Consider the following 25267-nt stretch of genomic DNA (forward strand, 5'->3'; position numbering starts at 1 on the left):
CCTGGGTGGGGACGAGCAGGCGGCCTCGCTTGGTTGCCCGCGGTCCTCGGCACCGAGGAGGACAAGCCGGAAGGCGCGTCGGCTCCGAAGGACGGCCGAATGACGCTGCTGGTCAGCTCTGCCCGGCAGGCTCGATGTTCTGGTTGGCGTGGAAGAGGTTGTTCGGGTCGTAGATCCGCTTGATCTCCGCGAGCCTGTCGTAGTGATCGCGGTAGGTCGTCCTGACCCGGTCCTGGCTCTCACCCGCGCCGAGGAAGTTCACGTACGCACCGCCCATCGAGTACGGGTGCAGCTCCTCCCAGTAGTCGACAGCCCACTGCCTGATGATCTCCGCATTGTCCGGATCGGGGTCAATACCGCCGATGACGCCGGACCAGACCGCGTCCCGGTAGGCCCAGGCGGTGTCGCTCTCGGGGACCCGTCCGGCTGCCCCGTCGACCGGATAGAGGTGCATGGTCGACAGGTCGGTGGGGAGGTTCTCGCCGTACTTAAGGTGCACATCGATGGCTTCGTCGGTGATCCGGTCGAAGAAGTCGCCGCGCCAGTACCACTGCAGCCCGGTGGGGATCAGCTCGTCGAACATGGTCTGCAGCGCGGGGTAGGGCATCGGAGCTGTGAAGTGGAAGGCCGGCCGGCCCGGCTCGCTCACGACTGTGAGGGCGTCGTCGAGACGGGCCAGGTCTCCTGTCCAGCACCACACGACGCCGCACATCTTCTGCCCGTGGATCTCTTCCGGGAACGGCGGGCCCGGCGGCACGACGAGCAGCGCGAAGAAGCCGTTCAGGTCGTCGGGCGCCTGCGGCAGGAAGTCGCGGTACCACTGGAGCACCTCGCGGGTCTGGTCGACGGGCCACACGGTGACGCCGACGCCCACGGAGTGCACAGAGTGCATCCGGAAGCTGAAGGAGGTCACGATGCCGAAGTTTCCGCCGCCGCCGCGCAGTGCCCAGAACAGGTCGGGATGCTCGGTCTCGCTCGCGGTGACAAAGCTGCCGTCGGCGAGCACGACGTCCGCGGCCAGCAGGTTGTCCACCGTCAGTCCGTACTTGCGGGTGAGGTGGCCGTGACCGCCGCCGAGGGTGAGGCCGCCGACGCCCGTCGTCGACATGATGCCGGCCGGAGTGGCGAGACCGAAGGCGTGGGCGGCGTGGTCGAGGTCGCCGAGTTGGCTGCCGCCGCCGACCCAGGCGACCTTCGATACGGGATCGACGCGCACCCACCGCATGGGCGACAGGTCGATGGTGACGCCGTCGTCCACCAGGCAGAGGCCGGCGCCGCTGTGCCCGCCGCCCCGTACGACGAGTTCCAGACCGTGGTCGCGGATGAAGTCGACCGCGTTCATGACGTCCGCCGCGTCCGAACACCGCACTATGGCGGCCGGGCGCCGGTCGATCATTGCGTTGTAGATCTTGCGAGCCTGGTTGTATTCCGGGTCCTGCGGGCCGATGACCGGGCCGCGCAGCGCTGTCCGCATCTCTTCGAGAATGGTGCCGTCCATGGAGTTCTCCCAGGCGAGGTGGGAAGCGCAACCCGCCCGGCCTGATGGCCGTTCCGGCCGCAGCATCAGGTGCCCCGCCGCAGCGGTTCTCCCCCGTCGGCGGGAGCTTGGTCCGGGCACCATTCACGGGCCGCAGGCGCAGTCGGACGCCGCGGGGCTGATACGTCCAGCGTCCCGCCGACTGAGGGGCGTCGCAATTCCTCCACCCTGCCGCGCCACCGATGTAAGGCCCAATATCAGCAGTCAGGCGTTACGGGTCGACGGCCGGCCCCCACCGTCCAGCGTGGGCCGCCGATACCAACACCGGACGCGCCTTTGGTGGCCCCGCCGCCGCAAGCAGCACGCCCGACAGCGACCCATCGGACGTCAGGCGGCTGCCGCGCGAAGCATTGACGAACCATGGGCACGGCTCTAGCTTCATCGCGTTGCAGTTCGTACGTCATATACGAGACGCGATACGTGAGATCTGAGAGCGTGCCCATGGCCTTCGCCCCGACTCCGATCCCCTCCCGCACCCAGTTCGTACTGGAGGCGATCAAACACGGCATACTCACCGGCAGACTCAGCCCCGGCCAGGCTCTCGTCGAGAGCGAACTCGCCGCGCAGTTCGGTGTGTCGAAGACGCCGGTACGGGAAGCGCTCAAGACGTTGGCGGGCACCGGCCTGGTCGTCATGAGCCAGTACAAGGGCGCCACCGTGCGCATGGTCGACGCGCACATGGCCCGCGAGGTGTATGACGTACGGCTGCTGCTGGAGCCGGAGGCGCTGCGGCGCACCGTCACCCGCCGGGCCTCGCTGGAGCCCGCGCGGTCGGCCCTCATCAGCGCGGACGAGGCGGTCGACGCGGCCGAACGCTCGCTGGCCAACCGGGAGTTCCACCGGGCCCTGTATCTGCCGTGCGGCAATCCTCTGCTCGCCCGGATGCTCGACGAGGTGCGTGACCAGGCGGCCCTCGTCTCCGCCGTGGCCTGGGCCGCCGAGCCGTCCTGGGAGCAAGAGGCCGCCCAGCACCGGGAGATTCTGCGGCTCGCGCTGGCCGGGGACGCCGAAGGGGCGGCCCGCGCTCTGCACGAGCACATCGCCGCCTTCGTACAACGGGCGTTTCCTGAAGGAGCAGAACTATGAGCACCCCCGATTTCACGTCGCAGCGGGACGCGCTCGCCGATGTCGTGGCAATCCCGGTCACGCCCTTCACGGCCGACGACACCCTGGACACCGGCGCTCACCGCTCGCTGCTGCGGCGCCTTCTCGACGGCGGCGTGCGCACGGTCACTCCGAACGGCAACACCGGGGAGTACTACGCCCTGAGCCCCGTAGAGCGGCGCGCGGTCACGGAGTTGACCATCGACGAGGTGAGCGGTAGGGCCGCGGTTCTGGTCGGGGTCGGCCTCGATCTGCCGACCGCTGTCGCCGCCGCCGAGCATGCCCGCGCTGCGGGCGCCTCGATGGTGATGGTGCATCAGCCCGTCCATCCGTATCTCTCGCAGGACGGCTGGACGGCCTATCACCGCACGATCGCCGATGCCGTGCCGGAGCTCGGCATCGTCCCGTACATCCGCAATCCGCAGCTCGACGGTGACCGCCTCGCCGAGCTCGGGGAGCTGTGCCCCAATGTCATCGGGGTGAAGTACGCCGTGCCGGATGCCGCGCGGTTCGCCGCCTTCGCGCGGGACGCCGGTCTGGACCGGTTCGTGTGGGTCGCGGGACTCGCCGAGCTGTATGCCCCGTCCTACTTCGCGAGCGGAGCCACCGGTTTCACCTCGGGTCTCGTCAACGTCTCCCCTGCCGTCTCGCTGAACCTGCTGGCCGCGCTGCACACCGGGGACTACCCGGCTGCGATGAAGATCTGGGAACGGATCCGTCCGTTCGAGGAACTGCGCGCCGCCCACCAGTCCGCAGACAATGTGACGGTGGTCAAGGAGGCACTCGCCTCGCTCGGCCTGTGCCGGCGCGACATCCGTCCGCCGAGCCGCGTGCTGCCCGAAGTCAATCGCGCGGCGGTCGCCGGACTGGTGGCCGGGTGGGGTGTATGACGCTGCGGCCCGAGCAGTTGCGCAGCCACCAGTGGTACGGCACGGACGGGCTGCGTTCCTTCAGTCACCGTGCCCGCACCCGCCAGCTCGGCTATCTCCCCGAGGAGCACCTGGGCAAGCCGGTCATCGCGATCCTCAACACCTGGTCGGACATCAACCCCTGCCATGTCCATCTGCGCGACCGGGCCCGGGCCGTGAAGCGTGGCGTGTGGCAGGCCGGCGGGTTTCCGCTCGAATTCCCGGTCTCCACACTCTCCGAGACGTTTCAGAAGCCGACCCCGATGCTCTACCGCAACATGCTGGCGATGGAGACGGAGGAGCTGCTGCGCTCCTATCCCGTCGACGGAGCGGTGCTGATGGGCGGCTGCGACAAGTCCACGCCTGCGCTGCTGATGGGCGCCGCCTCCGTCGACCTGCCCACCGTCTTCGTGCCGGCGGGACCGATGCTGCCGGGCCACTGGCGCGACGAAGTCCTCGGCTCGGGCACGGACATGTGGAAGTACTGGGACGACAAGCGAGCCGGGCTGATCGGCGACTGCGAGATGGCGGAGCTGGAGAGTGGCCTGGCGCGCTCCCCCGGCCACTGCATGACGATGGGCACCGCCGCCACGCTGACCGCAGCTGCCGAAACGCTGGGCGTCACCCTGCCCGGCGCTTCCTCCGTCCCGGCCGTCGACTCCGGTCATGACCGGATGGCCGCGGCCAGCGGGCTGCGGATCGTGGAACTCGTACGCCAGGACCTGAGGCTGTCCCGGATTCTCACTCCGGACGCGTACGAGGACGCCGTGACGACCGTGCTCGGCCTTGGCGGGTCCACCAATGCCGTGATCCATCTGATCGCGATGGCGGGACGCTCGGGTGTACGGCTCACGCTCGACGACTTCGACCGGATCGCCCGTACCGTCCCGGTACTGGCCAACCTCCGCCCCGGCGGGCGCTATCTGATGGAGGACTTCCACTTCGCGGGCGGGCTGCCGGGATTCCTCTCCCGGATCACCGATCTGCTGCATCTGGACCGGCCCACCGTCGCGCACGACACGCTGCGCGAACAGCTCGCGGGGGCACTCGTACACAACGACGACGTGATCCGCAGCCGGGACAACGCCCTCGCCGACGAGGGCGGAGTGGCGGTCCTGCGCGGCAACCTCTGCCCCGACGGTGCGGTCATCAAGCACATCGCCGCCGAGCCCCGTCTTCTCAAGCACACCGGACCCGCGGTGGTCTTCCCCGACTACCGGACCATGCAGCGCACCATCAACGACCCGGAGCTCGGCATCACCCCGGACCATGTGCTGGTGCTCCAGGGCGCCGGCCCCAAGGGCGGCCCCGGCATGCCCGAGTACGGCATGCTGCCGATCCCCGACCATCTGCTCAAAGAGGGAATCCGGGACATGGTGCGGATCTCCGACGCCCGGATGAGCGGCACCAGCTACGGCACCTGCGTGCTGCACATCGCCCCCGAGTCGTACGTCGGCGGACCGCTCGCCCTGGTACGGACGGGAGATCCGATCACCCTCGACGTCGAGACACGTACCCTCCAACTGGGCGTGTCCGAGGAGGAGTTGGCAGACCGGGGAGCGTCCTGGACGCCGCCGCCCGAGCGGTACGAGCGCGGTTACGGAGCGCTCTACACCGAGCAGATCACCCAGGCCGACACGGGCTGCGACTTCGAGTTCCTGGCCAGGCGGGGCAAGAACCCCGACCCGTACGCGGGCTGAGCCGCCGCACGGTCGGCGCCGGCCCACTGCGTGCTGGAGCTCGCGATACCCCTCGCCCATACGACCCACTGACCGCAGCGCTCCCCACCCCCGCACGGGAACCAGTCGTGACGGAAATGTGTCCCTCATGAGGACGAGACGTGGGCTGGAGATGGGCTACCGTGCGGCGGTCACATATGAACGGCTGTGGGCAGTCCCCCGCCGGAAGCAACGCCAGGGGGGCGTGATGAACGCGTGGGCAGTGCCCGGGTACACCGATACCCGGGAGTTGGGCTCGGGCGGCAGCGGGCATGTCGTCCTGGCCGTCCATGACGCGACCGGCACGCCGGTGGCCATCAAATACCTCAGCGAGCGGCTGCGGACGGACTCCGCCTTCGTCCAGGACTTCCGGGCGGAGGCCCGGCTGCTCGGCGGGCTGGACTCGCCGCATGTGGTGGGGTTGTACGAGTACGTCGAAGCGCCGCAGGGTGCCGCCATCGTGATGGAACTGGTCGATGGCATCGCCCTGCGCGCGCTGCTGCGTCAGGAGGGGGCCACCGGCCCGGAGGCGGCGCTGGTCGTGCTCAAGGGGTCGTTGCTGGGACTGGCCGCCGCGCACCGTGCGGGTGTGGTGCACCGTGACTACAAACCGGAGAACGTCCTGGTCGCGGCGGACGGCTCGTCCAAGCTGGTCGACTTCGGCATCGCCGCGGGCCGTGGCACGACGCCCGGCGTGGCGGGCACTCCGGCGTACATGGCACCCGAGCAGTGGAACGGTGAGCCCGCTTCGCCGGCGGCCGACGTCTATGCCGCGACCGCGACGTTCTACGAGTGCCTGACGGGCCGCAAACCGTACACCGGTGAGAACTTCGCCGAGCTGGCGCTGCAGCACATCAGCGCACCCGTGCCCGATCAGGACGCTCCGGAGCCGGTGCGACCGCTGATCCGGCGCGGTCTCGCCAAAGAGCCGGAGGAGCGGCCCGACAACGCGGCGGCGTTCGTGGCCGAACTGGAGGACATCGCGCAGGCCGCGTACGGCCCGGACTGGGAGGAACGGGGCCAGCGGAAACTGGCCGCGCTCGCCGCCCTGCTGCCGCTGCTCTTCCCCTCCGCCGGGGGCCAGGCCGCCGGGACCACGGAGCTGGCGACGACCACGCTCGCCGGCGCCGGCGGCTGGGGCGGCAGCTGGAAGCCGGGTCTGCGCGGGATACTGACGGGCGTCGCCGCGCTGGTGGTGGCTGTGATGGTCGCCGTCGCCGCGAACGCCACCGGAGACGGCCCGAAGGAGGCGACGGCTCAGAGCCTCGCCACCACCGGCGCCGTGCCGGGCACGGCCACCGACGCGCCCGCCGGTCCGTCCGCCTCCGCTAGCCCGTCAGCGTCGGCGAGCGCCTCGGCAAGCAGCTCGCCCTCTCCTTCGGCAAGCGTGACCGCCGGGGCCACCACGCCCGCACCCACGGTGTCCTCGACGCCCGCTTCCCCGCCGACACCGTCGTCCTCCGCTCCGTCGACCGAGCCCAGCCCTTCCACTCCCAGTACGCCCGCTGTGAGCGTGAAGTCCGTATTCGTCACAAGCCTTCGGCAGACGAGTACGACGAGCGGGGCCGCGACCATCGACGTCGCCACGGACGGGACGGGTCCCGTGACCATCGTCGTCACCTGGTTCACCGGCCAGGCGAAGGGTGAACTGGGTACGCCGGACGGCACGGAGACCTTCGAACGCAGCGGCGCGACGCAGTACACGATCAGCCTCAAGCACACCTTCCAGGGGCAGGGCTGCTACTGGGGCGTACGGGCGACGACGAACCCTGCCGCCGCGAGCGGCAGTTCCTCGCAGCAGATTCTCACCCGGCGGTGCACCATCTCATGAGAGATCCACGAATCCCCCACGACAGCGACCACGACAGCGACCGCGACCACGACCGCACACACGAGCACGAACACGTGCCGGACCAGACCACCGCGCGCCTGTCCGCCGACCGTGCTCACGCCGAGGCCGAGAGCGACGGGTACAGCGCGACCGCCCTCGGCAGCCACTGGTTCGAGCGGCCGGAGCCGGAGACGGTGCGGCAGCCGGAGTCGGCGACGGAGAAGGCCACACTGGTCCACGGCGGCGGACAGCCGACCGACGTCGCACCCGACCGCGTGGAGGGCGACGTCCTCCGCTTCGGCCCGGGAGTGACCGCGGTCGTCGCGGGCCGCGTCCCCCACAACTCCACCGCCGCCGTCTGGCACGGCACACTGGCCGGCCAGTCCGACGGTCCGGAGCAGCCCCGCGAACGCCGCCGCGGCGGACTGCGCCGGTACACCCTGGCCGGCGCCGTACTGCTGGCCGTGCTCATCTTCCTCGCGTGGCAGCGTTACGGACCTGCCCTGGCCGTACAGGACGTGGCCGTGCAGACCTCCGCGGAGGGGCCGGGGTGCGACGGCACGGCAGATGTGGTGGGCGTGGTGAAGACCAACGGACGGCCGGGCACGGTGACGTACCGGTGGATCCGCAGCGACGGCACCACATCGGGCCTGCTGCGCGAGAAGCTGACCCGCGGCCAGAAGCAGGCGCGCCTGCACCTGCTGTGGACGTTCCACGGCCGCGGCGAGTACCGGGCGGCGGCCGAACTGCGCATCGTCTCGCCGTCCGCGCACACGGCCGCCGCGCAGCTCACCTACCGCTGCGTCTGACCGCCGCCTCAACCGGAGTACGCCACCACGGGGCGGGCCTTCTCCGCCCAGCGCACCACCGGTCCCGTCGCGAGCCCGGCTCCCAGGAACAGCGTGCCCAGCAGCAGCCAGCCGGGCACGCCCCAGCCGACGACCAGCGCGGTCAGCAGCAGCGGACCGAGCATCCTGGCCACCGGGACGCCGGTGCCGAAGAAGCCCTGGTACTGGCCCTGTCGGCCGGTCGGCGCAAGGTCGAAGCTGATCTGCCAGGCTCCGGCTGACTGCATCATTTCGCCTGCGACCTGGAGTATGGCCCCGGCCATCAGCACGGCCACAGCGATCGACGCGGGTGTGCCCGTGACTGCCGTGAGGGCGAAGACGGCGCAGGAGGCGAGCATCACGGCGCCGCCGCGCCGGACCGTGCGGGTGGCACTGGGCAGGTCGGTCACCGCGACGGCCGTGCGGACCTGGAAGAGCATGACCGCACCGGTGTTGAGGACGAGCAGGGCGGAGACGGTCCAGCCCGGCGCCGAGGTCCGCTCCACGATCCAGAGGGGGATGGCCAGGCTGATCAGCGGCATCCGCAGCAGCATGATCATGTTGAGGAGGGAGACCAGCGCGTAGGGGCGGTCGCGGAGCACCGCGAGCTTCGGGCCGTCGGTGGCGGCCGGTGCCGCGGGCGCGACGCTGGGCAGCCGCAGCAGCATCAGCGCGCACAGGGTGAAGGCCGTGGCGTCGATCGCGAAGATGGACAGATACGCCTCGCGCATGCCGAAGTGGAGTGCGACGCCGCCGAGCGCGGCACCGACGGCGAGGCCCGCGTTGAGTGTCGACTGCAGATGGGCGAGCGTCTCGGTGCGCTCCTCCTTGGCCACCAGACCGGCGAGCAACGCCTGGCGGGCGGCGGAGAGGCCGCACTGGGCGGTGGCGTAACAGCAGGCTGCCAGCACGAATGCCGGGAAGGAGCGTACGAAGAGGAAGGCGGCCACCGAGGCCGCGGTCGCCAGCGCCAGCAGCACGGCAGTGGAGCGCGGGCCCCGGCGGTCGGCCAGATGCCCGAGCGGGACTCCGGCGACGGAGCCGATCGCCCAGGCGACGGTGAGCCCCAGGCCCATCTGGGCCGGGGAGAGTCCGACGATGCGTGCGAAGTAGAGCGCGGAGCAGACGTAGTACGCGCCGTCACCGAGGGAGTTGACCAACTGGGCGACGGCAAGTGTCCGCGGAGAACCGTTCGGCGGCACAATCCGCAGGGGCATGAGGCTCCTTGGCCAGGGGCGACCGCCCACCGGCCGCTCTGCGCCCTACCCTAGAAGGCCAAATGGCCCATCGCACAGGCCATTTGTGACCCCATGGAGTGGGCCACTTCCGTTGCGCCGCGAGCATGCGGACGTCCCCCTCAGCCCCTCCCGCCCCCGCCGGTACGCTGATATGCCTATGCCCCACACCCCCCGCACCGCTCCTCACCCCCGCAGGCGGACCCTCATAACCGCTCTCGCCGCCTGCGCAGCCGTCGTGGGCCTGGGCGGATGTGCCGCGGAGACCGGCGCACGGGACGGGGGTCCGGCGCCCACATTGTCGCCGCCCACCAGTGCGTCGCCGCTGTGGCCGGAGTACGCCCAGCCGCTCACACCGACGCCCACCGGCCCGGACCGTCCGTATCTGAGCATCAAGGGTGTCGAGGTGCCCGCGGCCGGGCTGAAGCGCATAGCCGTGAAGGAGCTGCTGGAGAAGGACCCCAATGTGCCCCCGCTGGTGCAGGCCGCCATGCAGAACTGCCCCGGTCCCGACTGCGGGCTGCGCCGGCCCGTCTACCGGGACCTGACCGGGGACGGGCAGGACGAGATGGTGGTGGCACTCGATGCGCCGGAGGCCGGGCTCACGCTGATTCAGGTCTACGGGGCCTTCGGCACCGCGGTACGGCCGGTGCTGATCAGTTGGGGGCCGCTCGGGCTCACCGGCGAGACCTTCGGGCGCGATCTGGTTCTCACTTCGACCGGTAACGACGGCCGCTTCACCACCCGCTACCGGTGGGACGGCAAGGTGCTCACCGCAGCCGTGCAACAGGACCAGCCCCGCACCATGGCGAGTCCGTCACCGCTCCCCACGACCAGGACGGACCGATGACCTCTCCCCCCACTCTGCCCGGCAGCGCCGCCCAGGCCCATCTGCTGCTCGTTGAGGACGACGAGGTCATCCGCAACACGGTCCGGATGCTTCTCGAGCGCTACGGCTTCACCGTCTCCACCGCTGCCGACGGACTGTCCGGGCTTGAGATCTTTCTCGAACGGCGCCCGGATCTCCTGCTGCTCGACGTCATGCTCCCGGAGCTCGACGGCATCGGACTGTGCCGCCGTATCCGCGAACTGAGCCTTGCGCCCATCCTCATGATGTCCGCGCGCGGCGACGCCCTCGACGTGGTGTCAGGCCTTGAGGCCGGTGCCGACGACTATGTCGTCAAGCCGTGCGAGAGCGCGGTGCTCGTCGCCCGTATCCGCTCACTGCTGCGGCGGGCCTCCTTCACCCCCGCCCCTGCGGACGCGGACGGCGCCGACACCTCCACCATGACGTTCGGGGATCTGACGATCGACACCCGCGGCATGGAAGTCCACCGCGCGGGACAGCCGCTCGCCCTCACCCCTACCGAGCTGCGGATGCTTCTCGAGTTCGCCGCATCGCCCGGTGTCGTACTGGAGCGCAGGACGCTGCTCAGCCGCGTGTGGGACCACGCCTGGCACGGCGACACTCGTGTCGTCGATCTGCATGTGCAGCGGCTGCGGGCGAAGATCGGCGCCGAACGGATCGAAACGGTCCGCGGCTTCGGCTACAAGCTGCGGCGCTGACGATGCCGTTGAGATGGCGTATCGCCGCCCTTGTCGCCGCCGCCATCTGCGCGGTCGCTGTCGCCGTCGGCGTACTTGTCCACCACGCCTCCCGTGACCGGGAGATGTCCCAGGCCCGCGAAGCTGCCCGCACCACCCTCGACCGGGCGGCCATCACCTATACCCGCAGCGGGACGGTGCAGGGCACCGGTGCCGTGCTCGATGCGCCCGGTCTGCCCGCGGGGCTGCGAGACCTCGCGGCCCGCGGCCGGCGGGGGACGCAGTACGCGACGGGTCCCACCGGTCCGGCCATGTGGGCCGCGCGCCCCGCGGGCGGGCAAGTGCTGTCCGTACGCGTCGACATGACCACCACCCTGCGCGACATCAGCGCACTCGACGCGACCATCGCCTGGGCCGGGGCCCTGACCACCGCGGCTGTGCTGCCGCTCGGTGTGGTCAGCGCGGGGCGGATGAGCCGGCGGCTGCGTACGGCCGCGGGGACGGCGCGGCGGATCGCCGACGGAGACCTCGACGCCCGTATCGATGCCCCGGCGCGCCCCAGCGACGAGATCGGCGAAATCTCCACGGCCGTGGACACCATGGCCGCTGCCCTGCAGCAACGCCTGCGCAGTGAGCAGCGGTTCACCGCCGATGTTGCCCACGAACTGCGTACGCCCCTGATGGGCCTGGTCACCGCCGCCGAACTGCTCCCCGAGGGCGACGAGGCGGCCGGGTATGTCCGCAACCGGGTGCGCGTCCTTGCCGCGCTCGTCGAGGACCTGCTTGAGATCTCCCGGCTCGACACCGGGGCGGAAGAGGCCGACCTCTCCCCCTGCCCCCTCGGTCTGCTGGTGAAGGACATCACCGCCCGCACCGGCCTGTCCGTACAACTCGTATGCGCAGACGGAACGGACGGAACGACGACGGTGTGGACCGATCCACGCCGGCTGGAGCGCATTCTCACCAATCTGATCGTCAACGCACACCGGCACGGCCTCGCTCCGGTCACCGTCACGGTGGCGGCGGACGGCAGGACCGTATCGGTACGTGACCACGGTGCCGGCTATCCGGACTCGGTGTTGCAGGACGGGCCGCAGCGCTTCCGCACGGGCGCCCGCGAACGCGGCACGGGCCATGGCCTGGGGCTGACCATCGCCCTCGGTCAGGCCGCAGTCATCGGCGCGGAACTGGAGTTCGCCAACGCACCCGGCGGCGGTGCACACGCCACCCTCCATCTCCCGGAACCCGAGCCTCCGATACACGGCTGATACACCTCCGAGGCCCAGCCGATGTCTCCCTTTGCGTTTACGAAGATCTTCGGCGCTGAGGATGGCGTCATGCGCACCAGTTGGAGTCCGAACCGGACGGTGGATCGGCAGAAGGCGAGCGAGATCAGCAACGAGATCAGCGAGGCGTGGTCGCCCGGAGAGGCGAGAGGGAGGGCCCGCCGGGGCCGGTTCGTGCGTCGGGGCAGGCGGAAGACTCCCGCCCCGAAGCGGACCGGAATCCGCCGTTTCCTCAGCTGGCGGAAGGCACTCGCCGCCCTGATCTGCGTCATCGCCCTGCTGATCGGAGGGTTCACCGTCCTCTACGTCGCCATCGACATCCCCCAGGCCAATGCACTGGCCAAGGCGCAGAGCAACATCTTTCTGTTCAGCGACGGCAGCCGCCTCGCCCGCACGGGGGAGATCAACCGGGAGACGGTCCCGCTCAGCAGGGTGCCCGAAGATGTGCAGCGCGCTTTCGTCGCGGCGGAGAACAAGGACTTCTACAGCGACTCAGGCGTCTCGCTGACCGGAACCGCCCGTGGCATCGTCAGCACGGTCACCGGCAAGGGCAAGCAGGGCGGTTCGACCATCACGCAGCAGTACGTCAAGAACTACTACCTGAGCCAGGAGCAGACGGTCAGCCGCAAAGTGAAGGAGCTGGTCATCTCCCTCAAGGTCGACCGGCAGTACTCGAAGGACGACATCCTCGCCGGGTACCTGAACAGCAGCTACTACGGACGTCTCGCCTACGGTGTGCAGGCCGCATCGCGCGCGTACTACCACCGGGAGGTCGAGGAGCTGAGCGTCGAACAGGGCGCGTATCTGGCCGCGTTGCTGCAGGCTCCGAGTCAGTACGACTGGGCCATCGCGAGCCCCGAAGGCAAGCAGCTGGTCACGGCGCGCTGGAACTACGTACTCGACAACATGGTGGAGGAGGGCTGGCTGGACAGGGGGAAGCGGCAGGCGATGAAGTTCCCCGTCCCGGCGGCGCCGGCACCGGCGTCCGGGCTCTCCGGTCGGACCGGCTATCTGGTGGATGCCGCCACGCGTGAGCTCATGGCCTCCGGCGTCAGCGAACAGGAACTGGCGGGCGGTGGCTGGCGCATCACTCTCAACATCGATCCGGACAAGCAGCGAGCCCTGGAGCAGGCGGTCACCTCGGGGCTCAGCGGTGTGGCGGGGCCTGAACCGGAATCGGGGGCGGAGTCGGAGTCGGGCGAGGTGGCCGGGGCGGCTGCCGCCGACGCCAACCAGCAGGCCGGAGCCGTATCGGTGGACCCGAAGTCCGGCCGTATCGTCGCTCTCTACGGCGGCCGTGACTACCTGCGCCACTACGTCAGCAACGCGACCCGTTCCGACTACCAGGCCGGCCCCACCTTCGAACCCATCGCCATGGCCGCCTCCATGGAGGCCAAGACCAACAACGACGAGGACCCGACAGGCCTGGCAGTAACCGACGACAGTGTCCGGCAGACCGCCAAGGCGCTCGGCATGGACGTGAGCAAGGATGACTTCGCATCGCCGGAGGCGTTGTCGCTGGGGCTGATGGGAGCCAGTCCGATGGAACTGGCAGGCGCCTACGCCTCCTTCCGCCACGACGGCAAGAAGATCACCCCGTCGATCGTGAAGTCCGCGGAGCGGGACGGCGAACGCACCAAGCTGCGCAGTGCGATAGGCGACCAGGCGATCACCTCCCGGACCGCCGAGCTTGTCACCTCGTACCTGAGTGGGACCCTCGGCCGACGCGACACAGGCGATCCCACCTTCGCGGCCGCTGGAGAGGATGCCGGGACGACGACCTCGGGCCGTACGGACGACAGGAAGGCCGAGTGGTTCGTCGGCTCCGCCGACGACCTCGTCACGGCGATCGGCCGCTTCGGCGAGGACGCGACCACTCAGAAACAGGTGCCCCTCAAGAACATCGGCGAGGGGTACCCCGCGCTGATCTGGGGCACCTACACCAAGCAGGCCCTGTACGGAGCGGAGGAGCGCTGACTCGTCTCAGGCCCGCGGGCTCGGCTCCTCGACGGCCGAGTCGTCCGGCAACGGGGCCACGGGGGTGTTCGAGAGCCGGTCCAGCCATTCGGTCATCAGGGCCGATTCGGCGGTGCTGAGCGCCTCACCGTGCGCCTGGCGCAGCAGGGTGCTCAACCGGGCTGCCGCGGACGGCACTTGAGCCTGTTCCGTATCGGTGCCGGGTGCTTCGGCCGCGGTGCCGGTGCCCAGCGCATCCGGTGTGAAGATGGCGGCGTGCACCGAGTCCCGTACCCGCCGCGACAGGCTCGGGTCCGTGAAGGTCGAAGGGCGGGCGACAAGCATCAGGGCCACGCCGACATTGGCCGACATGACCATCTGGGCGGCCAGTTCCGGGGTGAGTCGCAGCTTTCCCAGGGCAGCGACCCGTTCCAGGTCGCGGGTGAGGATCTGATGGGACTCCAGCGCCGCGGCCGGCGGTGTGCGCATCGCGGGAGAGTTCATCAGCCGGTACAGATTCGGGTTCTGCAGGGCGAATTCCACATGGGTGTCCCAGCCCTTGCGCAGGTCCTCGACGGGGTCCGTACCGGGGCTGCGCCTGCGCTTCGTGGCCAGGTACTTGTCGAAGCCGTGGTCGACGACGGCCGACAGCAGACCCTCTTTGTCCCCGAAGTGCCGGTAGAGCGCCGGCGCCCCCACCTGGGCGGCCTCACATACGGCCCTGGTGGACACGTCGCCGTTCTCCGACTGGGCGACCAGGTCGGCCGCCACTTCCAGGATGCGTGTTCGGGTACTCATCGGCTGGACGCTATCAAGCCGGCGTAGCGGCGGCCGGCGTTGCGCCCTTCGGTGTTGCGCATCCCTGCGTAGACAGTGTGTCCTGCCCGGGCCAGCGCCCGTGCGGCCAGGGCTCCGAACCCGGAACCGGAACCCTTGATGACGATCGTCTTGCCCATGACGCAACTCCTCGGTCTGTTGAGCGGAAGGTCTGACAGGAGAAGGGGCCCTGAGGGGGAAGGTGGGGCGGGCGGGCGCGGATCAGGCGATGCCGCCGTTGGCGCGCAGGACCTGGCCGTTGACCCAGCGACCGGGACCGGCGAGGAACGCGACGACCTCGGCGATGTCCTGCGGCGTGCCCAGACGGCCGAGCGGTGCCTGCCCGGCCAGCTTGGCGATGGTCTGCTCGTCCTTGCCGTCCAGGAACAGAGCGGTGGCAGTCGGTCCGGGAGCCACGGCGTTGACCGTGATGTCCCGTCCGCGCATCTCCCGGGCCAGGATCAGGGTCATGGCCTCGACCGCGCCCTTGGTGGCGGCGTACGCGCTGTATCCGGGCAGCGCCAGGCCCAGTACGGAGCTGGAGAAGTTGATGATCGCCCCGCCGGCGCGCAGTCGGCGCGCGGCCTGCTGGTCGACGACGAACGTCCCGCGGATATTGGTCCGGTGCATACGGTCCAGGGCGTCCAGGTCGGTGTCGACCAGCGGAGCCAGCGTCATGACACCGGCCGCGTGCACGACCACGTCGACGCCGCCGTACGTGTCCTCGGCGAGGCCGAAGAGAGCCGACACCCCCGCTTCGTCAGCCACGTCGGCGCGAAACGCGATCGCCTGTCCGCCGGCGGCGGTGATGGCCGCCACGGCTGCTTCGGCCTCGGCCTGGTTGCCCGCGTAGTTGATGACGACCGCGAAGCCGTCCGACGCCAGCCGCTCTGCGCTCTCCCGGCCGATGCCGCGGGATCCGCCGGTGACGATCGCGACCCGGCGTGAGGTGGTGGACTGCTCGCTCATGACGTCGCTCCCTGTCCTGGCGGGATGGCGTCCTCCATCCCGACAGGAACAACGCTAACACTGATGCGTTAGCAACGCTACTTTTGTCCGTAGCGATGTTACGCCTCGGCGCGCCGGTGGGGCGGCAGTGGACCCTGGCCAGGCTCCGGGCCTGAGCCGCACCGCCCTACAGCGGCAGCGGTCTCAGGCGGCGAAGCCCAGGGATCCTCCGCCTTGCATCTGCACGCACCAGACCCCGCTCACTGATCCGGCCTGAACAGACTTCCCGGACTGGTCCATACCAAGACCTTGACAGCCCCTTAGTTCACTTCTTAAATCACGGAGTGAACTAAGCGCCCCCCACCCTGCCCCGCGTTGCCCCCACGCCGTTCGGGCCATCTGGTCTGTCATATGCATGCCAGACCTGGAAGGGAGAGTCATGGACTCCCCGCGCTCATCGCGACGCCTGCTCCTCTCCGTCCTCTCGATCCTCGCCGTGGCGACCGTCAGCACCGGCCTCGCGCAGGGCGCACCCGCCCCCGCCCCGCCGACAGCCGCGGCCGGGCCGGCCGCCGTGACGTTCGCCGACGAATTCGAAGGTCCCGCGGGCTCCGCCGTCGACGGGGGCAAGTGGCAGATCGAGACGGGCGACAACGTCAACAACCATGAGCGGCAGTACTACACGGCGGGCAACCGCAACGCCGCTCTCGACGGTCAGGGTCATCTGGTCATCATCGCCCGGCGCGAGAACCGGGCCAACTACCAGTGCTGGTACGGCAGATGCGAGTACACCTCCGCCCGGCTGAACACAGCAGGCAGGTTCACGCAGCCGTACGGACATGTCGAGGCCCGTCTGAAGGTGCCGCGCGGCCAGGGCATGTGGCCCGCCTTCTGGATGCTGGGCAATGACATCGGCCAGGTCGGCTGGCCCGACTCGGGCGAGATCGACGTCATGGAGAACGTCGGCTTCGAGCCCTCGACCGTCCATGGCACCCTCCATGGCCCGGGATACTCCGGCTCCGGCGGCATCGGCGCCGCGTACTCGCTGCCCGGTGGGCAGGCCTTCGCCGACGCGTTCCACACGTTCGCCGTCGACTGGGCCCCGGACTCGGTCACCTGGTCCGTGGACGGCACGGTCTACCAGCGGCGTACGCCCGCCGATCTCGGCGGCCGTACCTGGGTGTTCAACAAGCCGTTCTTCCTGATCCTGAACCTCGCGGTGGGCGGCTACTGGCCGGGCGACCCGGACGGCAGCACCGTCTTCCCCCAGCAGCTTGTCGTCGACCATGTACGGGTCACCACCAGCGACAGCGGGCCGGGCACGGCCGCCCCCGTCACGGGCCTCGGCGGCAAGTGCGTCGACATCGCCGGGGCCAACAGCGCCAACGGCACACCCGTACAGCTCTACGACTGCAACGGCACAGCGGCCCAGCAATGGAACGTCGGCAGCGACGACACCCTCCAGGCCCTCGGCAAGTGCCTCGACGTCACCTCCGGCGGAACCGCCGACGGCACCCTGACCCAACTCTGGGACTGCAACGGCACCGCTGCCCAGCGCTGGAACGTCACCGCCGCACACGACATCGTCAACCCCCAGGCCGGCAAATGCCTGGACGCAACCGGCAACAGCTCGGCCAACGGCACCCGCCTGCAGATCTGGACCTGCACCGGAGCCGCCAACCAGAAGTGGACGGTAGCAGGCCGATGAGCCCATGGCTTCTCGCAGCAGCCCCTGGACTTCACCCGCGTCCTCACCGCCGTACAACCGCTGACCCCACCAGCACAGGAGAAATCGTGCTTCGATCGCAGCGCAGGCCCGGAGCGGGCCGTCACACCGTCAAAGCCGACCGCAGGACCAGGCCCCTCGTGGCCGCCTTCGCCGTGGCGGCCACGGCCTTCTCGGTCCTGGTCGCCGTGCCGTCCAGCGAGGCGGCGACGCCTCAAAAGGCGGCCCAAGCGGCCGCGTTGCCGACCGGTTGGGCCACCGTGGTGAACAGCGGCAGTGGCAAGTGCCTGGACGCACGCTCGGCCGCGACGGCGAACGGCACTGCCGTACAGCAGTACGCCTGCAACAACACCACGGCCCAGCAGTGGAGTTTCACCGCCACCAGCGACGGCTTCGTCCGGATCAACAACCGCAATGACCCGGCTCAGGTGGTGGACGTGAGCGACGTGTCCACCGCCGACAACGCGGCCGTGCACCTGTGGACGTACGGCGGCGGCGGCAACCAGCAGTGGCAGGCGGTGGACGACGGCGGTGGCGCGTACCACTTCGTCAACCGCAACAGCGGCAAGTGCCTGGACGTCCCCTCCGCCTCGACGGCGGACAGCGTGCAGCTCGTGCAGTACGCCTGCAACGGCACAGTGGCCCAGCGGTTCCAGGTCGCACCGGTGAGCAACGCTCCCTCCGATGTCGACCTCGGTCCGAACGTGGTCGTCATCGACCCGTCGATGCCGTCGTCGGCCATCCAGAACCGGCTCGACTCGATCTTCCAGCAGCAGGAGACCAACCAGTTCGGCTCTCAGCGCTACGCGGTCATGTTCAAGCCGGGCACCTACAACAACGACGTCAACGTCGGCTTCTACACCCAGGTCCTCGGCCTCGGCCAGTCGCCCGACTCGGTGACGATCAACGGCGCGGTGCACGTCGAGGCCGACTGGTTCCCGCCGCAGAACGCCACGCAGAACTTCTGGCGCGGTGCCGAGAACCTCGCGGTGAACCCGTCCGGCGGCACGGACCGATGGGCGGTGTCCCAAGCCGCTCCGTACCGGCGCATGCACGTCCGGGGCAATCTGGCGCTCGACGACGGCGGTTGGGCCAGCGGCGGCTTCATGGCCGACACCAAGATCGACGGCCAGGTGCGCTCCGGTACCCAGCAGCAGTGGCTGACCCGTAACTCCCAGCTCGGCAGCTGGACCGGCGCCAACTGGAACATGGTCTTCGTCGGCAGCCAGGGCGTCCCGGCCACCAGCTTCCCCAACCCTCCCTACACCACCGTGAACCAGTCACCCACGGTCCGTGAGAAGCCCTTCCTGTACGTGGACAGCGCCGGCGCCTACAAGGTGTTCGTACCGTCCCTGCGGGCCAACTCATCGGCCACCACCTGGGCCGGCGGCAACGCCGCAGGCACCTCCCTCGGCATGGACCAGTTCTTCATCGTGAAGCCCGGGGCGGGTGCCGCGCAGATCAACGCCGCGCTGGCGGAGGGCAAGAACCTGCTGGTCACCCCCGGTGTCTACCATCTGAACCAGACCCTGCGGGTGACCCGTCCCGACACCGTGGTCCTCGGGCTCGGCCTCGCCACGTTCGTCCCGGACAACGGCCTCACCGCGATGACGGTCGCGGACGTCGACGGCGTCAAGGTCGCGGGCATCCTCTTCGACGCCGGTACGACCAACTCGCAGACGCTGATGGAGGTCGGACCGTCCGGCTCCTTGGCCGGACACGCGGCCAACCCGACGTCCCTGCACGATGTCTTCTTCCGGGTCGGCGGTGCCGCGGTGGGCAAGGCGACGACGAGCCTGGTGGTCAACAGTGCCAACGTCATCGGCGACCATATGTGGATCTGGCGCGGCGACCACGGCACGGGCATCGGCTGGAACAGCAACACGGCGGACACCGGACTTGTCGTCAACGGCGACAACGTCACCATGTACGGGCTGTTCGTGGAGCACTACCAGAAGCATCAGACGGTCTGGAACGGCAACGGCGGGCGCACCTACTTCTACCAGAACGAGATGCCGTACGACCCGCCCAACCAGGCGGCGTGGATGAACGGTTCGACCCAGGGTTATGCCGCGTACAAGGTCAGCAGTCAGGTCACCAGTCATGAGGCATTCGGGCTCGGCAGCTACTGCTTCTTCAACGCGAATCCGAGCGTGACGGCCGAGCACGCCTTCGAGGCTCCGAACAGTCCGAATGTGCGCTTCCGGAGCATGGTGACCGTATCGCTCGGCGGCACCGGGACGATCCGTCATGTCATCAACGACCGGGGCGGACCGTCCAACTCCTCGACGAATGTTGCCAATCTCGTCAGCCATCCCTGACACCGGCCGCGAAAGTCCGTTTCCTACTGGGCGGTCTCCTCATCGGGTTCGCGGGCACGCTGCTGATCTTCGCGCCGTGGCAGCAGAGCGGAATCGCCGGCTGGGGCGCCCTCGCCATTCTCGCGGCGGCGGTGAGCTACGCCGTCGCGTTCGCGGACATGGGGCGCAAGCTCACCGGGAAGGGCACCGCCCCGATGTCGCTGTCCGCGGCCCAGCTGCTCACCGCGACGGCACTGAGCACGACGGCCCTGCCGGTCGGTGGGCTGGAGTCCGGTCACATCTCTGCGGTCGGTGTGATTGCCGTGGTCATTCTGGGCATCTTCGGGACCGGCTTCACCTTCGCTCTCAATTACCGGCTGATTGCCGATGAAGGCGCCACAAATGCCGCCACCGTCGGCCATCTGCTGCCTGTGGTCTCCGTCGCACTCGGGGCGCTCCTGCTCGGCGAGGCGCTCACATTCCGGATCGTCGCGGGGATGGTCGTCGTGCTCGCCGGTGTCGGTCTCACTCGGTGGCAGAAGCGGACAAATTCTGCATCGCCGCTTGTGACTGCCGGGCAAACCGGCGGCTCGCGGACCACGGTGCACTGACGAGGGGCCACCGAGCGGCGGCGGCCCATAGGGCCGGATGTCCGAGGGCCCGGCAGGGTCCGGTCCGCCAGTTGATTCACCTGCTGACCGACCGAACAGTTCATGCAACAATGCACCGGCCGTCGCTACCCACGGGTAACGAAGCGCTCCGCCAGCATGCCCTGCCCCTGCCGCACCGCACAGGCACGAGGAACCAACGCGATGTCGTACTACTCCCCGCCACCCTCATATCCCGAGTTCCCCGAGCCACAGAGACACTCCTTCCACTCCTGGCAGGAGCCCGCGGCCCCGCCCCCGCCGCCTCCGGTCGACCCCCACCGCGACATCCGCGCCCTGAGCGCCGCGTACAAACGGCTGCGCCGGGTCGCGACTCTGACGGCCCTCGGGTACTTCGTGTTGTTCCTCTTCCTCTCCGCCTGGGCGCCGGGGCTGATGACGAGCAAGATCACCGGTGGCCTCACCATCGCCCTTCTGCTCGGTCTGATCCAGCTCCCGGTGACGCTCGTAGCCGTTGCCGCGTACGAGAGGACCGCGCGCCGGCGGGTGGACCCGCTCACCGAAGCCGTACGTCTCCAGGCCGCCCCGACCACCCAGGGAGCACGCCGATGAACGGATTCGGCTCCGAGACCCAGACCATGTCCTTCGTCGCCTTCATCGCGGTGACCACAGTGACCCTGCTGCTGTGCGTGATGACCGGACCCGACCGCGACGACCTGGAGGAGTTCTACACCGGCTCCCGCTCCCTGTCCCCCGCGCAGAGCGGCCTCGCCATCGCCGGCGACTACATCTCCGCCGCGAGCGTGCTCGGCACCATCGGCGTCATATCGCTGCTCGGCCAGGACGGGCTCGTACTCGCCCTGAGCACCGCACTCTCCCTCGTGCTGCTGATGTTCCTGCTGGCCGAACCACTGCGCAACGCGGGCCGGTTCACCATGGGCGACGTACTCACCCGCCGCGCCCCGAGCCCCGCCGTGCGCATCACCGCGTGCGTCGTCACCCTCCTCGCCCTCTTCCCCCTGCTGATCTTCCAGCTGGCGGGCGCGGGCGATCTGCTGGCCTTCGTTCTCGGGATCAACGCCGCAGGCTTCAAGACCGGGTCCATTGTGCTGCTCGGCCTGCTGATGATCATCTACGCGGCCATCGGCGGCATGAAGGGCACCGCATTCATCCAGATCGTGAAGACCGTCGTGCTGCTCGCCGCGGCCGTCGCCATCGCCGCGCTCGTCCTGAACCGCTTCGACTTCAGCATCCCCTCGCTGCTGGACGCGGCGGCCCGCGGGAGCGGTGCGGGCGACGCGTATCTCGCACCCGGGCTCCAGTTCGGCGGCGACGGACTCGACATGATCAGCGCCCAGCTGACCGTCGTACTCGGCGCGGCATGCCTCCCGCACATCACGATGCGCATGTTCAGCTCCCGCAGCACACAGGCCGTGCGGCGCTCCATGTCCTGGGCGGTCTCGACCGTCGTCGTGATGTGCGTGCTCAGCGCCGTGATCGGCTTCGGCGCCGCCGCGATCGTCGGCCGTCAGCAGATCATGCTCGGCGACCCGCAGGGCAAGACCTCGATCCTCATGGTCAGCCGGGCGGTCATGGGCGCGGATGTGTCGGCCTTCGAGACGCTGCTGTTCACGGCCATGACCACGGCGATCTTCCTGACGCTGCTCGCCTCCGTCGCCGGCATCACGCTCGCCTGCGCCAACACCCTTGCGCACGACCTCATCACGCACGGTCTGCGCCGCAGGCGGACTTCGCACGACAGGATCGAGATGATGCTGGCCCGTGGGACGGCGGCCGCGATCGGCCTCGCCGCAATCTTCCTCGCGGCGGCCTCCCGCCATGTGAACCTGCAGGCGATGGTCACCCTGTCCTTCTGCCTGGGCGCCTCCGCCATTGCTCCCACGCTGACCTACAGCCTCTTCTGGCGCCAGTACAACCGCAGCGGGCTGCTGAGCACGCTCATCGGCGGCACGGCGAGCGTGCTGATCCTCATCACCGGCACCACGCTCGTCTCGGGTTCCCCTCAAGCGATCTTCCCCGATGACGACTTCACCTGGTTCCCGTACACCACTACGGGCCTGGTCTCCGTCCCCGTCGGATTCCTCGCCGGCTGGCTCGGCACGGTCCTCACCAGGGACAGGTCTCAGGCTCTTCGCCGACGGGACGACGAGTACGACGTCGACGCCTCGATCCTGGCCGACGCGGGACGACCGCAGGGATGACCGCCGACGACGCTGTCCGCCCAAAGCCCACGATCGGAGTCGTTCCATGGCACGTACGTACTCGGTGTCGGACAGCGTCGTCATCGACGCCGACCCCTCGGCGATCTATGCGAAGGTCAGCAATCCGGCACTGATGGGCCGCTGGAGCCCGGAGAACCGGGGCGCGACGGTGCCCGACGGCGCCCAGGAGGCGTACGTGGGCATGGTCTTCGACGGCCACAACAAGCGGGGGCCGATGGGTTGGACCACACGCTGCACGGTGACCGTGGCGGATCCCGGTGAGCGGTTCGCCTTCCGGGTGCGAGGGATGGGCAGGCGCAAGCCTGTGCTGCCCGGTCGCATCGCCACCTGGGAGTACCGCTTCGAGGCGGTCGACGGCGGAACGCGGGTCACCGAGATCTGGACGGACGACCGGCGCGCCTGGCCGGATGCCCTGGCCAACGCGTTCGACAGGCTCGCCACCCGCGGGCAGGTGTTCGCCGACTTCCAGCGCGCGAACATACGCACCACTCTGAGCAACCTCAAGAAGGCGCTGGAGGCGACGCCCGCCGCCTCCTGAGAGGGGTACCGGCGGTCGTGATCAGTCGGTGGAGAGTCCGGCGGCGGAGTCCGCCAGTGCGTCGAGCACCGGCCGGATCAGCGGGTGTGCCTGGGCTCCGCTGCGTACGGCGGCGAACACGCGGCGGGTCGCGGCCGGGCCCGCGACCGGCCGTACGACCGTGTCCTTCAGCTCCATCCCGCGCAGCGCCGAGCGCGGCACCAGCGCGACCCCCGCGCCCGCCCCGGCCAGGGCGACCACGGCGCGGAAGTCGTCGGACAAGTGCATCAAGCGGGGCTGGAAACCCGCGAGTTCACAGGCGAGGAGGACCATGTCGTGGCACGGGTTGCCCGGATACGGACCGATCCAGTCGCTGTCCGCGAGCTCGGCCAGCTCGACGCGTCCGGCCAGACCGAGGGGGTGGTCGGCGCGCAGCACGGCGTCGAAGGGCTCCGCGTACAGCGGCACGCGGGCGAGGCGCCGGTCGTCCTCGCGGGGCGCTCCCCGGTACTCGACCGCGACGGCCAGATCCGCCTCACCGTCGAGCACCAGCGGCAGGCTCTCGTCGCCCTCGGCGTCCCGCACGCGTACCCGGATGTCCGGGTGCTTGACCGCGAGAACCCCGATGGCGGGGGCGACGACCTCCGCGATGCCGGTGGCGAAAGCCGCGACCGTGACCTCGCCGGCCGCGCCGCCCGCGTAGGCCGCGAGCTCTGCCTCCGCCCGCTCCAGCTGGGCGAGCACGGCATGGGTGTGGGCCAGCAGGATCTCCCCCGCAGCCGTCAGCCGCACCCCCTTGCCGCTGCGGATCAGCAGGGCGTGGCCGGTCTCCTGCTCGAGCGCGTTGAGCTGCTGCGAGACGGCCGAGGGGGTGAGATACAGCGCGGAAGCCGCGGCGGTCACCGTACGGTGGTCCGCCACGGCCCGCAGAATACGCAGCCGCCGGGGGTCGATCACCCCGCCATTGTCGCTCGTGCGTCGACGAACGCCGCCACCGCCCGCTCCACGTCCTCGGTGGAGTGCGCGGCGGAGAGCTGGACCCGGATCCGGGCCTGGCCCATCGGGACGACGGGGTACGAGAAACCGATCACATACACGCCGCGCTCCAGCAGGAGCTCGGCCATCCGCCCGGCCTCGGCCGCGTCGCCGATCATGACGGGAGCGATGGGGTGGTTGCCGGGCAGGATCTCGAAGCCCGCCTCGGTCATCTTCGTACGGAACAGCGCAGTGTTCGCGTTCAGCCGCTCGCGCAGGTCTCCGGCCGACTCCAGCAGGTCAAGGACCTTGAGGGAGGCGGCGGCGATCACTGGGGCGAGGGAGTTGGAGAAGAGGTACGGGCGGGAGCGCTGGCGCAGCAGGGCGACGATCTCGGCGCGGGCCGCGACATAGCCGCCGGACGCGCCGCCGAGCGCCTTGCCGAGGGTGCCGGTGATGATGTCGACACGGTCCATGACGCCATGCAGCTCGGGAGTGCCCCGGCCGCCGGGGCCGACGAAGCCGACGGCGTGCGAGTCGTCGACCATGACCATCGCGTCGTAGCGGTCGGCGAGGTCGCAGATCTCGGCGAGGGGGGCGACGTAGCCGTCCATGGAGAAGACGCCGTCGGTGACGATGAGGCGGCGGCGGGCGTCCTGGGTCTCCTTGAGCTGCTGCTCCAGGTCGGCGAGGTCGCGGTTGGCGTAGCGGTGACGGCGGGCCTTGGACAGGCGGATGCCGTCGATGATGCTGGCGTGGTTGAGCGCGTCGGAGATGACCGCGTCCTCGGGGCCGAGGAGGGTCTCGAAGACGCCGCCGTTGGCGTCGAAGCAGGAGGAGTAGAGGATCGTGTCCTCCTGGCCGAGGAACGCGGAAAGGCGCGCCTCGAGCTCCTTGTGGACGTCCTGGGTGCCGCAGATGAAGCGGACGGAGGCCATGCCGTAGCCCCAGCGGTCCAGTGCTTCCTTGGCGGCGGCGACAACCTCGGGGTGGTCGGCGAGACCGAGGTAGTTGTTGGCGCAGAAGTTGAGCACATCGCCGGTGGCGACGGAGACGGAAGCGCTCTGCGGGGTGCCGATGACCCGCTCGGGCTTGTAGAGACCGGCGGCGCGGATCTCGTCGAGGGTGTTGCGCAGGTCGTCGCGGACGGACGCGTACATGGTGGGGCTCCTTACGAAAAGCTCGGA

At 69.6% G+C, this 25267-nt stretch carries 22 protein-coding genes; 15 read left to right on the plus strand and 7 right to left on the minus strand.

The window, feature by feature from the left end:
• Window positions 1-112: 112 nt before the first annotated feature.
• On the minus strand, window positions 113-1498 hold the full coding sequence (locus tag ACI2LP_RS23000) for an FAD-binding oxidoreductase (protein ID WP_404726376.1): 1386 nt from the start codon (window positions 1496-1498) through the stop codon (window positions 113-115).
• Between the two features lie 480 nt (window positions 1499-1978).
• On the opposite strand from ACI2LP_RS23000, the gene ACI2LP_RS23005 reads away from it, so the two are divergent.
• From ACI2LP_RS23005 to ACI2LP_RS23025, 5 genes are all read left to right on the plus strand, one after another.
• Complete coding sequence (locus tag ACI2LP_RS23005; RefSeq protein ID WP_404726377.1) at window positions 1979-2623, plus strand: GntR family transcriptional regulator; 645 nt, start codon at window positions 1979-1981, stop codon at window positions 2621-2623.
• A complete protein-coding gene (locus tag ACI2LP_RS23010; protein ID WP_404726378.1) occupies window positions 2620-3531 on the plus strand; it encodes a dihydrodipicolinate synthase family protein in 912 nt (303 codons plus the stop codon). Before ACI2LP_RS23005 ends, ACI2LP_RS23010 begins: the two co-directional genes overlap by 4 nt.
• Window positions 3528-5249 (plus strand): L-arabinonate dehydratase, encoded by a 1722-nt coding sequence (gene araD / locus ACI2LP_RS23015; protein WP_404726379.1) that lies wholly within the window; start codon window positions 3528-3530, stop codon window positions 5247-5249. The genes ACI2LP_RS23010 and araD overlap by 4 nt, the downstream gene beginning before the upstream one ends.
• Window positions 5250-5475: 226 nt before the next feature.
• Window positions 5476-7098 carry a serine/threonine-protein kinase gene (locus ACI2LP_RS23020; protein ID WP_404726380.1) on the plus strand — a complete coding sequence of 541 codons (1623 nt, stop codon included), beginning with the start codon at window positions 5476-5478 and terminating at the stop codon, window positions 7096-7098.
• Complete coding sequence (locus tag ACI2LP_RS23025; RefSeq protein ID WP_404726381.1) at window positions 7095-7907, plus strand: hypothetical protein; 813 nt, start codon at window positions 7095-7097, stop codon at window positions 7905-7907. The genes ACI2LP_RS23020 and ACI2LP_RS23025 overlap by 4 nt, the downstream gene beginning before the upstream one ends.
• Before the next feature lie 8 nt (window positions 7908-7915).
• Here ACI2LP_RS23025 and ACI2LP_RS23030 read toward each other — a convergent pair whose 3' ends face one another.
• Window positions 7916-9142 carry an MFS transporter gene (locus ACI2LP_RS23030; RefSeq protein WP_404726382.1) on the minus strand — a complete coding sequence of 409 codons (1227 nt, stop codon included), beginning with the start codon at window positions 9140-9142 and terminating at the stop codon, window positions 7916-7918.
• A gap of 178 nt (window positions 9143-9320) precedes the next feature.
• On the opposite strand from ACI2LP_RS23030, the gene ACI2LP_RS23035 reads away from it, so the two are divergent.
• The 4 genes from ACI2LP_RS23035 (at window position 9321) to ACI2LP_RS23050 (ending at window position 13968) form a co-directional block, all read left to right on the plus strand.
• Window positions 9321-10010 carry a hypothetical protein gene (locus tag ACI2LP_RS23035; protein ID WP_404726383.1) on the plus strand — a complete coding sequence of 230 codons (690 nt, stop codon included), beginning with the start codon at window positions 9321-9323 and terminating at the stop codon, window positions 10008-10010.
• Complete coding sequence (cseB, locus tag ACI2LP_RS23040; protein WP_404726384.1) at window positions 10007-10726, plus strand: two-component system response regulator CseB; 720 nt, start codon at window positions 10007-10009, stop codon at window positions 10724-10726. The genes ACI2LP_RS23035 and cseB overlap by 4 nt, the downstream gene beginning before the upstream one ends.
• A 2-nt stretch (window positions 10727-10728) precedes the next feature.
• Window positions 10729-11973 carry a sensor histidine kinase gene (locus ACI2LP_RS23045; protein ID WP_404726385.1) on the plus strand — a complete coding sequence of 415 codons (1245 nt, stop codon included), beginning with the start codon at window positions 10729-10731 and terminating at the stop codon, window positions 11971-11973.
• Between the two features lie 69 nt (window positions 11974-12042).
• Window positions 12043-13968: a transglycosylase domain-containing protein gene (locus ACI2LP_RS23050; protein WP_404726386.1), complete on the plus strand. Its 1926-nt coding sequence runs from the start codon at window positions 12043-12045 to the stop codon at window positions 13966-13968.
• Window positions 13969-13974: 6 nt separating this feature from the next.
• Here ACI2LP_RS23050 and ACI2LP_RS23055 read toward each other — a convergent pair whose 3' ends face one another.
• The 3 genes from ACI2LP_RS23055 to ACI2LP_RS23065 form a co-directional block, all read right to left on the minus strand.
• Window positions 13975-14745, minus strand: coding sequence for a TetR/AcrR family transcriptional regulator (locus tag ACI2LP_RS23055; RefSeq protein WP_404726387.1), 771 nt, complete (start codon window positions 14743-14745; stop codon window positions 13975-13977).
• Window positions 14742-14903 carry a hypothetical protein gene (locus ACI2LP_RS23060; protein ID WP_404726388.1) on the minus strand — a complete coding sequence of 54 codons (162 nt, stop codon included), beginning with the start codon at window positions 14901-14903 and terminating at the stop codon, window positions 14742-14744. Before ACI2LP_RS23060 ends, ACI2LP_RS23055 begins: the two co-directional genes overlap by 4 nt.
• 82 nt (window positions 14904-14985) lie before the next feature.
• Window positions 14986-15732: an SDR family oxidoreductase gene (locus tag ACI2LP_RS23065; protein ID WP_404726389.1), complete on the minus strand. Its 747-nt coding sequence runs from the start codon at window positions 15730-15732 to the stop codon at window positions 14986-14988.
• A 418-nt stretch (window positions 15733-16150) separates the two neighbouring features.
• On the opposite strand from ACI2LP_RS23065, the gene ACI2LP_RS23070 reads away from it, so the two are divergent.
• The 6 genes from ACI2LP_RS23070 to ACI2LP_RS23095 all read left to right on the plus strand — a co-directional run bounded on the left by ACI2LP_RS23070 (window position 16151) and on the right by ACI2LP_RS23095 (window position 23126).
• Entirely contained in the window at window positions 16151-17419 is a 1269-nt protein-coding gene (locus tag ACI2LP_RS23070; protein ID WP_404726390.1) for a ricin-type beta-trefoil lectin domain protein, read from the plus strand.
• Window positions 17416-19758, plus strand: a complete 2343-nt coding sequence (locus ACI2LP_RS23075; protein WP_404726391.1) for an RICIN domain-containing protein — start codon at window positions 17416-17418, stop codon at window positions 19756-19758. Before ACI2LP_RS23070 ends, ACI2LP_RS23075 begins: the two co-directional genes overlap by 4 nt.
• A 92-nt stretch (window positions 19759-19850) precedes the next feature.
• The gene (locus tag ACI2LP_RS23080) at window positions 19851-20348 is read left to right on the plus strand and encodes an EamA family transporter (RefSeq protein WP_404726489.1); all 498 of its coding nucleotides are present in this window, start codon (window positions 19851-19853) and stop codon (window positions 20346-20348) included.
• A 201-nt stretch (window positions 20349-20549) separates the two neighbouring features.
• Complete coding sequence (locus tag ACI2LP_RS23085) at window positions 20550-20957, plus strand: DUF485 domain-containing protein (RefSeq protein WP_404726392.1); 408 nt, start codon at window positions 20550-20552, stop codon at window positions 20955-20957.
• Window positions 20954-22567 carry a cation acetate symporter gene (locus tag ACI2LP_RS23090; RefSeq protein ID WP_404726393.1) on the plus strand — a complete coding sequence of 538 codons (1614 nt, stop codon included), beginning with the start codon at window positions 20954-20956 and terminating at the stop codon, window positions 22565-22567. Before ACI2LP_RS23085 ends, ACI2LP_RS23090 begins: the two co-directional genes overlap by 4 nt.
• 46 nt (window positions 22568-22613) lie before the next feature.
• The gene (locus tag ACI2LP_RS23095; RefSeq protein WP_404726394.1) at window positions 22614-23126 is read left to right on the plus strand and encodes an SRPBCC family protein; all 513 of its coding nucleotides are present in this window, start codon (window positions 22614-22616) and stop codon (window positions 23124-23126) included.
• Between the two features lie 21 nt (window positions 23127-23147).
• Here ACI2LP_RS23095 and ACI2LP_RS23100 read toward each other — a convergent pair whose 3' ends face one another.
• Window positions 23148-24062 carry a LysR family transcriptional regulator gene (locus tag ACI2LP_RS23100; RefSeq protein ID WP_404726395.1) on the minus strand — a complete coding sequence of 305 codons (915 nt, stop codon included), beginning with the start codon at window positions 24060-24062 and terminating at the stop codon, window positions 23148-23150.
• Entirely contained in the window at window positions 24059-25240 is a 1182-nt protein-coding gene (locus ACI2LP_RS23105; protein ID WP_404726396.1) for a glycine C-acetyltransferase, read from the minus strand. Before ACI2LP_RS23105 ends, ACI2LP_RS23100 begins: the two co-directional genes overlap by 4 nt.
• Between the last annotated feature and the right edge of the window lie 27 nt (window positions 25241-25267).

Origin of the sequence: Streptomyces sp. NPDC019890 (genome assembly GCF_044903445.1) — a bacterium.
In the GTDB taxonomy this organism is placed as follows: Bacteria; Actinomycetota; Actinomycetes; order Streptomycetales; family Streptomycetaceae; genus Streptomyces.

What these genes read in the sequence shown, in the direction of transcription:
- ACI2LP_RS23090 (WP_404726393.1), top strand. Translation starts at nt 20,954, where the DNA reads ATGAACGGATTCGGCTCCGAGACCCAGACCATGTCCTTCGTCGCCTTC.
- ACI2LP_RS23010 (WP_404726378.1), top strand. Translation starts at nt 2,620, where the DNA reads ATGAGCACCCCCGATTTCACGTCGCAGCGGGACGCGCTCGCCGATGTC.
- ACI2LP_RS23075 (WP_404726391.1), top strand. Translation starts at nt 17,416, where the DNA reads ATGAGCCCATGGCTTCTCGCAGCAGCCCCTGGACTTCACCCGCGTCCT.
- ACI2LP_RS23105 (WP_404726396.1), bottom strand. Translation starts at nt 25,240, where the DNA reads ATGTACGCGTCCGTCCGCGACGACCTGCGCAACACCCTCGACGAGATC.
- ACI2LP_RS23035 (WP_404726383.1), top strand. Translation starts at nt 9,321, where the DNA reads ATGCCCCACACCCCCCGCACCGCTCCTCACCCCCGCAGGCGGACCCTC.
- ACI2LP_RS23085 (WP_404726392.1), top strand. Translation starts at nt 20,550, where the DNA reads ATGTCGTACTACTCCCCGCCACCCTCATATCCCGAGTTCCCCGAGCCA.
- ACI2LP_RS23060 (WP_404726388.1), bottom strand. Translation starts at nt 14,903, where the DNA reads ATGGGCAAGACGATCGTCATCAAGGGTTCCGGTTCCGGGTTCGGAGCC.
- araD (WP_404726379.1), top strand. Translation starts at nt 3,528, where the DNA reads ATGACGCTGCGGCCCGAGCAGTTGCGCAGCCACCAGTGGTACGGCACG.
- ACI2LP_RS23020 (WP_404726380.1), top strand. Translation starts at nt 5,476, where the DNA reads ATGAACGCGTGGGCAGTGCCCGGGTACACCGATACCCGGGAGTTGGGC.
- ACI2LP_RS23000 (WP_404726376.1), bottom strand. Translation starts at nt 1,498, where the DNA reads ATGGACGGCACCATTCTCGAAGAGATGCGGACAGCGCTGCGCGGCCCG.
- cseB (WP_404726384.1), top strand. Translation starts at nt 10,007, where the DNA reads ATGACCTCTCCCCCCACTCTGCCCGGCAGCGCCGCCCAGGCCCATCTG.
- ACI2LP_RS23025 (WP_404726381.1), top strand. Translation starts at nt 7,095, where the DNA reads ATGAGAGATCCACGAATCCCCCACGACAGCGACCACGACAGCGACCGC.
- ACI2LP_RS23070 (WP_404726390.1), top strand. Translation starts at nt 16,151, where the DNA reads ATGGACTCCCCGCGCTCATCGCGACGCCTGCTCCTCTCCGTCCTCTCG.
- ACI2LP_RS23050 (WP_404726386.1), top strand. Translation starts at nt 12,043, where the DNA reads ATGCGCACCAGTTGGAGTCCGAACCGGACGGTGGATCGGCAGAAGGCG.
- ACI2LP_RS23005 (WP_404726377.1), top strand. Translation starts at nt 1,979, where the DNA reads ATGGCCTTCGCCCCGACTCCGATCCCCTCCCGCACCCAGTTCGTACTG.
- ACI2LP_RS23065 (WP_404726389.1), bottom strand. Translation starts at nt 15,732, where the DNA reads ATGAGCGAGCAGTCCACCACCTCACGCCGGGTCGCGATCGTCACCGGC.
- ACI2LP_RS23055 (WP_404726387.1), bottom strand. Translation starts at nt 14,745, where the DNA reads ATGAGTACCCGAACACGCATCCTGGAAGTGGCGGCCGACCTGGTCGCC.
- ACI2LP_RS23095 (WP_404726394.1), top strand. Translation starts at nt 22,614, where the DNA reads ATGGCACGTACGTACTCGGTGTCGGACAGCGTCGTCATCGACGCCGAC.
- ACI2LP_RS23030 (WP_404726382.1), bottom strand. Translation starts at nt 9,142, where the DNA reads ATGCCCCTGCGGATTGTGCCGCCGAACGGTTCTCCGCGGACACTTGCC.
- ACI2LP_RS23045 (WP_404726385.1), top strand. Translation starts at nt 10,729, where the DNA reads ATGCCGTTGAGATGGCGTATCGCCGCCCTTGTCGCCGCCGCCATCTGC.